Origin of the sequence: Polaromonas sp. AET17H-212 (assembly GCF_002379085.1) — a bacterium.
GTDB lineage: Bacteria > Pseudomonadota > Gammaproteobacteria > Burkholderiales > Burkholderiaceae_C > Polaromonas.
On the sequence record NZ_NBZW01000026.1, the window covers coordinates 58,909 to 66,286 of the forward strand.

The window sequence follows — 7,378 nt, forward strand, 5'->3', positions numbered from 1 at the left end:
AATAATGAGTAGTGGAAAAATGAGCTGGCTTGCTGCCGGCATCATGATCGTCTCGATGGTTGCATTGGGTGTGGTCTGGCTAGTCCGGAACGCACTCAAGGTGGCGATATGGACGGCATCGAAAGTAGCCAAAGCCAACGCCTTGCGCAAAAGCAATGCAGAAGCAGTAGCAGCGCGAGCTCCGCAGTCCGGTGCAAACCTGACTGTTCCAGTTGAACGCGAGTTCGCGCCGGCAGCTGCTGTCGGCGCAAAAACGAATCAGCAGGAGGAGTTCATCGCGGCGGACCGTATCGTTACGATTCGCCTGGACCCATCAGTTGCGGTGGTGCATCTTCGTGTTTACAAGTCGCAAGGCCTGGTGAAACGCGAAATGATTGTGACGGAGCCACGGCTGCGGGGCTTGCTCCAAGGCAGGCGGCACACGTTGACGGATGCCAAATACGACCCAGCGATGGGACTCGATGACATCAAGGATGAGACAGTGAGTCTGGTGCAGGATTTGATCAACTTGAAGGGCAACACGAAAGTCAAGGCTTTCAAACCTGTACCTGAGCCGAGGCCAATGCCCAACGCGCCGGCAAAACCGGCACCAAAGGCCGAAGTGAAGGTGGCGCTTGCGCCAGCTCCACAGATGGCTACATCGGCGAAGCGCGAACCCAAACCTTTGCCGCCGGCAAAGACCTTTGCCCCTCGGGTCGAGACAGGCGTCACCTTTGAGGGCCTCTTGATTGCCGCGGGAACGCGGGTGATGTCGCCGCAAGGCCGCGCCCCGTACGAGACCTTCGAGGCGAAGCTCCGGCTGGCCAATGGCGTGGATCTACCCCTTCGCGGGCTGGAGCTTGATCGGGAGCTGCAGGCGATGGGTGTGAAGATTGGCGAGAATGTGGCGATTACCCCGCTGGGGAAAGTGCCAGTTTCGCTCGCAGGTGGTGAGGAAGGCTTCAAAAACATGTATCGTGTTGTACGAACTGGAGAAGCACACTGATGTTGATGATGACTGCACACGGACGCCTCGGTCACCAGCCTGAGCTCAAGCTGCTCCCCACAGGGGGGGTGGTCTGTGAGTTTCGGCTGCTGGCTTCGAGGTTTGCCAAGGGCGGCGAAGTAACAGAGGCGGCAACGTTCTTCTGCTACGGGGATATGGCTGAGGAATTCTGCTCAACCACCGTCAAGGGTCAAGAGATCTTTGCGACTGGCCATCAGGAAACCCAGCAATACACATCACCAGCTGGTGAGACGAAGACATTCGTGAAATATCGAATGAGCTGGTTTCAGCGAGGGCGCAAACCCATGGGTGAGCGTTCCTCGGGAGGCAACCAACATGCGCAGGGTAATGGCGAGCAGCGTGGAGCCGGAAACGGGCAACCAGCAGCCCAACGCCGTCCACCGAACGAGAGTGTGCCAAGACAGCAGCCGCAACAGCGGGTGGGCGCCAGTGCCCGAGCTGCATGAGCATGTCGTTGCACAAGCGTGACGGCTGTGATATCTGCGAGAATTGCGGCCACACTGGCAGCTGCGGTTAGAGCAGGCCCTGGGCGGCGTTCAAAGCGCCTGGGGGATAGAAGAAGAGGTTCGCACATGCGGACCCGTGCAGGCTCTCGAAAGAGAGTCCTGCCACAAGACATTCCGAGTCTTGTGGCAGGATTCCTCCTCCCAGCAAACCGTAGTTTGCTTTCCAAACGTGGCTGGTCGCCATCGTTTGCACCCCTCGTTTCTTTGGCCTATATTGGCACCGTTCGGCCATGCCGTCCGCAGAACTCGTTTCTGCATTCATATCAACCCCAGCGGGAATCCATCCCGCACGGGGTTATTGGGTTCCCGCTTTCCTTTTTGGAGAACCCAATGACGAATAAATCCGTCGACGAAGCAATCACGAAAAAGTCCGTAGATGGACTGGTTTGTGTGAGTCTTGATGTGCATCTCTGGTCTGGACGTAAACGCCTCAAAAAAGAAGCGTTGATTGCCAAGAACCCGGAGTTCGCGAACCTTCCCCCCGAAACGTTGGCGACCTTGGGCTCGATCAAGATCTGCGACACCGACGATCTTGCGCCGTTTCTGAGCTTGAAGCGTGAAGCGGAAAAGCTCCTTGCCTACAACGGTCTGCCCCTTCTGGGGACGATCGGCATCCCGCAGGGCAAACTTGACGATGTCTACAAATCCTTGGTCCGCATCAAGGCCGAGTTTGATCAGACCGCGACCAGTTTCAAACGCCGTTTCGAAACGGCCATCGAGCTCTGGCGCGACCATCCCGACAACAAGGAATGGGCAGGTCTGATCAGCGACATCCCGACACCGGAACATGTTGCCGGCCGGCTGTCCTTCGGCTTCTACCTCTGCCGCGTGAGCGCACCGAGTAGCGAAGAGTTCAGCGATGCCAACGCGATGTACGCAGAACAGATGACTGGCCTCAAGGGCGAGCTGTTTGCAGATGCTGCAAAAGAGGCGGAAATCCTGATTACCAAGTACCTGACCGGCGACAACGGGTCGGGGGCAGTCACGAAGCGCGAGAAGGTGACCTGGAAGACCCTGCGGCCGCTCAAGCGCATCGGTGAGAAGTTCCAGAACTTTTCATTCCTGGATCCCACCTGCGAGCCGCTGGCAAGGATGATCGACCACGTCTTGAAGCTCTTGCCGAATGACGGGCCGATTGATGGCGTGAACCTGATGCATGTTTGGACAATCAGTCAAACGCTTGCCAATCCTGGCAAGGCAATGCGGATCGCCAGGCTCGCGTTCGAGTCGGAATCACCGGTCGACGCGTTCGAGCAGCTGCTGACTTTTGGCGGCGCTCCTGCCGCAACTTTTGAATCTCCCGCAGCTATCGCGGTGGAGACTTCAAATTCAGGGACTGGCGTTGACGCTGGGTTCCTGGATCAACCGCACAGCGCACCTGTTCAGCCGGCGTCCCATGGGAACCAGCTGGAACGAACGGTCGCTGAGGCAGAGCAGCCGATGTTCATCGGTCTGTTCTGATCCGATAAACCACCCCCTGGCGCGCAGGCGTCAGGGGAGCATGGAATACACAATGACCAACTTGGTGCAAATGAAAATTGCAACGGCGATGAAGACCATAGCTGGATTCCTCTCGTTGATCGTCGGTCGAAAGGCCGTCATCGTATGGGGCCAGCCGGCTTCTTGCGGTGAGAACGGAGTCATTAGCCTCCCGCGTCCAAAAACGGGCGAGGCTGATGAAATTGCACTGCTAACACGGCAGGCCGTGCACGAAGCAGGGCATGATAGCCATACGGATTTCTCCGCATTGGATGGTGTCAGCGCGGAAATAAAGACGATTTTCAACACGCTTGAAGATCCGCGAATTGAGGCGGAGCAAATGAAGGAGTTCAGGGGCGCATCTCTGATCCTGAACCGAGGACTTGATGCGACGTATCAATCCATTTTCGCAAAGCTCGACGCTTCGAAAGAAGAGCACCTGTCGATGATTCTTGCGGTGACGACGCTTACCAGGGGCTATCTTGCGATGGCCGCCCATGACTCAATTCGGGAGTTGGGTCCCCAATTCCTAGCGAAGTTTGAGCCCGCTCTCACGTCGAAAATGCGCGACGCAGTGCAGGCGGCTGTATCAAAGCTTTCCAGCTGCGAGAACAGTGCCGATGTTGTCGCGCTCTCGCATGCGCTATTGAGTGCATTGAACGAACCCGCGCAAAGCGAGGCGCCCGAAGAACCAGCGGTTCCGGAGGTGCCTAACGATGGCGAGAAGGATTCGGCTACCCCGCCACCCGATGGCGAAGCGTCCGAGGAAGAGCAGCAGAGTAAGGCCGGCGAGGCACAGAAGCCGGAGGCCGATGTCCCTGACAATGCCGCGGCGCAGGGGAGCGACGGAAAGGAGTCCGCTGAGCCAAATGATGGCGCGGCACAAGGCAGCCCTGATGGTCCGGATGAAAACGACGGCGGTGAGCTTGACGGCGCGGAGGGCGATGACGCTGCCAGCGGTGAAGGAGCTCAATCGTCCGAGGGCGCGGAACCAGAATCGGCCGAGGGTCCGCAGGATGGGCAAGCTGGCTCCCAAACGACCGATAAAGCATCGGGTGAGGGGGCAGGAGAACCAACAGCGGAAGAGACCCAAGAGGCGAACGCGAAGCACGGGGATGCGGAGTCGTCTCCCGGCAATGCCGCTCCAGACGGTCAAAAAACTGATGGTGGCGGCGATGGGCCGGCTACAGGGGCGTCCACCGGGCAACCACGAGACCAGGGACAAGCAGACCAACCACAGCCGGCAAAGGAGGGCGGAGGCCAGGACCCTTTCGGGTCCGGTGTACCTGGTGGGAATGACTTGCCAGTGCCGATTGAGGACGGTGAGGCGGGAAATTCTGCGCATGCGCTGGAGGATTCCACCAAGCCGTTGGATCTCGCGTCTATCAACGGCCTTGACCTGGGGACGCTGCTCAAGCAGGCATACATTGACCAGTTTGGGCAACCGGACGTTGATGGGCAGCTTGAAGTTGCGGCAGAGCCAACGGAGGCGGACGAAGAGCTTACAGCGCACCTCAGAATCCTGATGGGTGACGCGGAAGCCAGCGGCGAACCACTGGAAGCGGTGCTCGCAGCCATTGAACTGGCAGTTGCTGCACAGGAGGCGGAAGAATCTTTGGGGCTGGCGGGTTCGGCTGCGGGAACTGGGAACGGCAGCGGCGCAGAGGTCCACCTGGATCTGGGTGTTCGCTTATCAGGTGTCCTGAGTAAGCTGGTTCGCGTCTTCACAAAAGAGCTGCAGGACAAGCGCCGGCGCCCGTCGAAATACGGGCAAACCGGTGGGCAGGTGGCAGGGGACCGTGTGTGGCGTCTCAAGCGATTGGGCGATACCAACGTGTTCCGCATCCGCAGGCCTGCATCAGGGATCGATGCGGCCGTGACGGTTCTGCTAGACCGATCGGCCTCGATGGAGCATGAGATCGTGGCTGCCGCAGAGGTGAGCGTGGCGTGCGCACAGGCATTGGAACGAATCTCAAAGGTGAGAACGTCAATTGAGATGTTCCCCGGCTACGACGCGTTTGTTGACGCGACGATGACACTGCAGTCATTTGGTGAGTCAACCAGACAAGCTGTAAAGCGGTTGGGGCAGATCAATGCCGCTGGCGGCACGCCGCTCGCGGCTGCGCTTCGCGAGGTACTTCCACGTTTGCTCAAGCAGCGGACCGAAAAGCACCTGGTGATTCTCGTGACCGACGGAAACCCCAGCAGCTTCGAGGAGGTCCAGGTGTTGATTGCGCAGGCGCAGGCTCAGGGTGTCGAATTCATGGGAATCGGCATGGGAGCACATTGCCAGATCGAGCGGCTACTGCCGTACTCGATCCACATCGGGTCAACTTCCGAGTTGCCCGATGGACTGGAAAAGTTGTTCAGCGGCCGAATGGCCGAAAGACTGACAGCTTGAAACTGAAGTCCCTACCTTTGCCGCGCAAAGGTGGGGGTTTTTTACAGGGGCCCAACAAGGCCCCTGTAAAAAGCCAGCGTCCAGCAGGGTAGGGGGTAGTTTTTTGGGGGGTCGTGATCGTTGGACTGAGGATGGGAATTGATGGACAATCGCACTGTTTTCGCTATTTCGCGAACATCGCAGTCTCTCGAGGCTGCATTTATCTTTAACCCTGTAGGGCCATGCGTCCCAACAGGGAAGCTCGGTCCTCTTTTTTATCGGAGGGATCATGAGCGATAAGGCAGAAGATCTCGCGTTCGGCCGATGGCCGGACATTCTTACCGCGAGAGGCATGGACAGCGCCTTCTTCTCAGGACGGAATGGACCATGCCCCTTTTGCGGGGGCAAGGATCGGTACCGTTGGACTCAAAAGAAATACGGTGGTGTGTGGGTCTGCAGCGCAGGATGTACTGGCCGGAAGTACGCGTCAGGTTTCGCGATGTTGATGCGACACATGGGCTTTACAACCTTTCGTGAAGCGGCTGACGACGTTCGGGACTACTTTGGGTGCAATCCCTCGGTTGCGCCGATTCCAAGGCTTCAGCGGCTCGCAATGTCAAATGCAATGACCCCTGAGCGGATCCAGCGTAATCGCGCCAGGATGCTCAAGTTCTGGAACGAGGCGCGCGAGGTCACCCAGGGCGATCCTGTGGCCAAGTACATGCAGAACCGCGTGCGAGGCATGGATTTCATGCCAAAGTGCCTGCGATTCCATCCAGCGCTGCAGTATTGGATGCCCGGGAAGGCAGTCGATGATCGACCGGTGTTGTTGGGCGAGTATCCAGCGATGCTGGCCTACGCTCAAGGGCCGAGTGGTGAGCTCGTTCAACTGCACAAGACTTATCTGACTGCAGATGGTCAAAAGGCGGATGTGCCAGTGGCCAAGAAGACCGATCTTGGCGTAGGCGTAAATTCCTTTGCCGTTCGGATGATGGAGATGCGCGGGGACACGCTTGGCGTCTGCGAGGGCATTGAAACGGGCTGGGCTTCGGCGATGCTGAAGAACATTCCCATCTGGCCGTGTCTCAATGGACCAGCCTTAGCCGCGTTTGAAGTGCCAGGCGATCTGAGCGCGCAGGTCCGCACTTTGATCATCTTCGCGGACTCGGACGAGTTGAAGCCGTCAGGTACCACGCAGAACGGTGGGACGAAATGGAAGAGGGCGGGCAGCGAATATGCCGACAAGCTGGCCGAAAGGTGCCGCGCGCGGAATCTGAGGACGATGATTGTTCGACCTGCGAAGGTTGGCCATGACATGGCCAATTTCTGGAGTGCTCGAATTGCTGCTTAGCTGCAGCTGAAAACGTGGGGCCTTTGCGCCCCACGTTGTCAAACCGAGTTTTTACGTTCATGGCGCCCTGCATTCATTTGCAGGGCGTTTTTTTTTGTGCGCCCAGCATGGGCGCACTCCTGCGGGTGCAAGTCCCGCCGCAAGTTGACCAAGACGAGCGAAGCGAAGCGCAACTGCACAAGGGCGACCGAGTGTGGGAAGGAAGCATGGAACATAAATCACGAGCCGATGGACAAGAACCACATAGAAGGCGTTGCCGACCAGGGCGAGCGGGCAAGAAACCGCAAAGCTCTTTTGGTCAAAGGTCAGGCGGCGTAAATGTGGCGGTTGTGTGATGAAGGAATGCGCCCCTTACCTGGGGAGATCTCGCCTCATGCCTGAAAGGGCGACGGTGCAAACCGGAGCGAGAAGTCAGCAGAGGCCGTAGTAGCCGTAGGCAAGGCCGCAGAGGCTGTAGACCGAAAGCGAAGGGCCGAAGGAATGGAAGGTATAGCCCTTGGGTTATCGGTAAGCGTCTGGCCGTGGCATCTTGAGTTGACTCAGTCATCGCCCCAGCATTGCGTCCATGGCGAACATGGTTCAAGCGGTGTGCAGGGCGGCGATGGCGATGGCGGCGCGTTGGCTGAGCGTCTGCGCGCTCGCCGGGTTGATGGCCG

General features: G+C 58.3%; 5 protein-coding genes. All 5 read left to right on the forward strand.

All coding sequences use genetic code 11. The annotated features are described in order from the left end of the window. The first annotated feature begins 4 nt into the window (after window positions 1-4). The 5 genes from B7G53_RS17825 (at window position 5) to B7G53_RS17845 (ending at window position 6,722) form a co-directional block, all read left to right on the forward strand. Complete coding sequence (locus B7G53_RS17825; protein ID WP_255250068.1) at window positions 5-985, forward strand: hypothetical protein; 981 nt, start codon at window positions 5-7, stop codon at window positions 983-985. After that, window positions 985-1,452 carry a single-stranded DNA-binding protein gene (locus B7G53_RS17830; protein WP_096670178.1) on the forward strand — a complete coding sequence of 156 codons (468 nt, stop codon included), beginning with the start codon at window positions 985-987 and terminating at the stop codon, window positions 1,450-1,452. The genes B7G53_RS17825 and B7G53_RS17830 overlap by 1 nt, the downstream gene beginning before the upstream one ends. A gap of 390 nt (window positions 1,453-1,842) precedes the next feature. Next, window positions 1,843-2,973, forward strand: a complete 1,131-nt coding sequence (locus tag B7G53_RS17835) for a DUF3150 domain-containing protein (RefSeq protein ID WP_096670180.1) — start codon at window positions 1,843-1,845, stop codon at window positions 2,971-2,973. 52 nt (window positions 2,974-3,025) lie between these two features. Beyond that, entirely contained in the window at window positions 3,026-5,392 is a 2,367-nt protein-coding gene (locus B7G53_RS17840; protein WP_170954756.1) for a VWA domain-containing protein, read from the forward strand. 268 nt (window positions 5,393-5,660) lie between these two features. Beyond that, the gene (locus tag B7G53_RS17845; RefSeq protein ID WP_096670184.1) at window positions 5,661-6,722 is read left to right on the forward strand and encodes a DUF7146 domain-containing protein; all 1,062 of its coding nucleotides are present in this window, start codon (window positions 5,661-5,663) and stop codon (window positions 6,720-6,722) included. Window positions 6,723-7,378 lie beyond the last annotated feature (656 nt).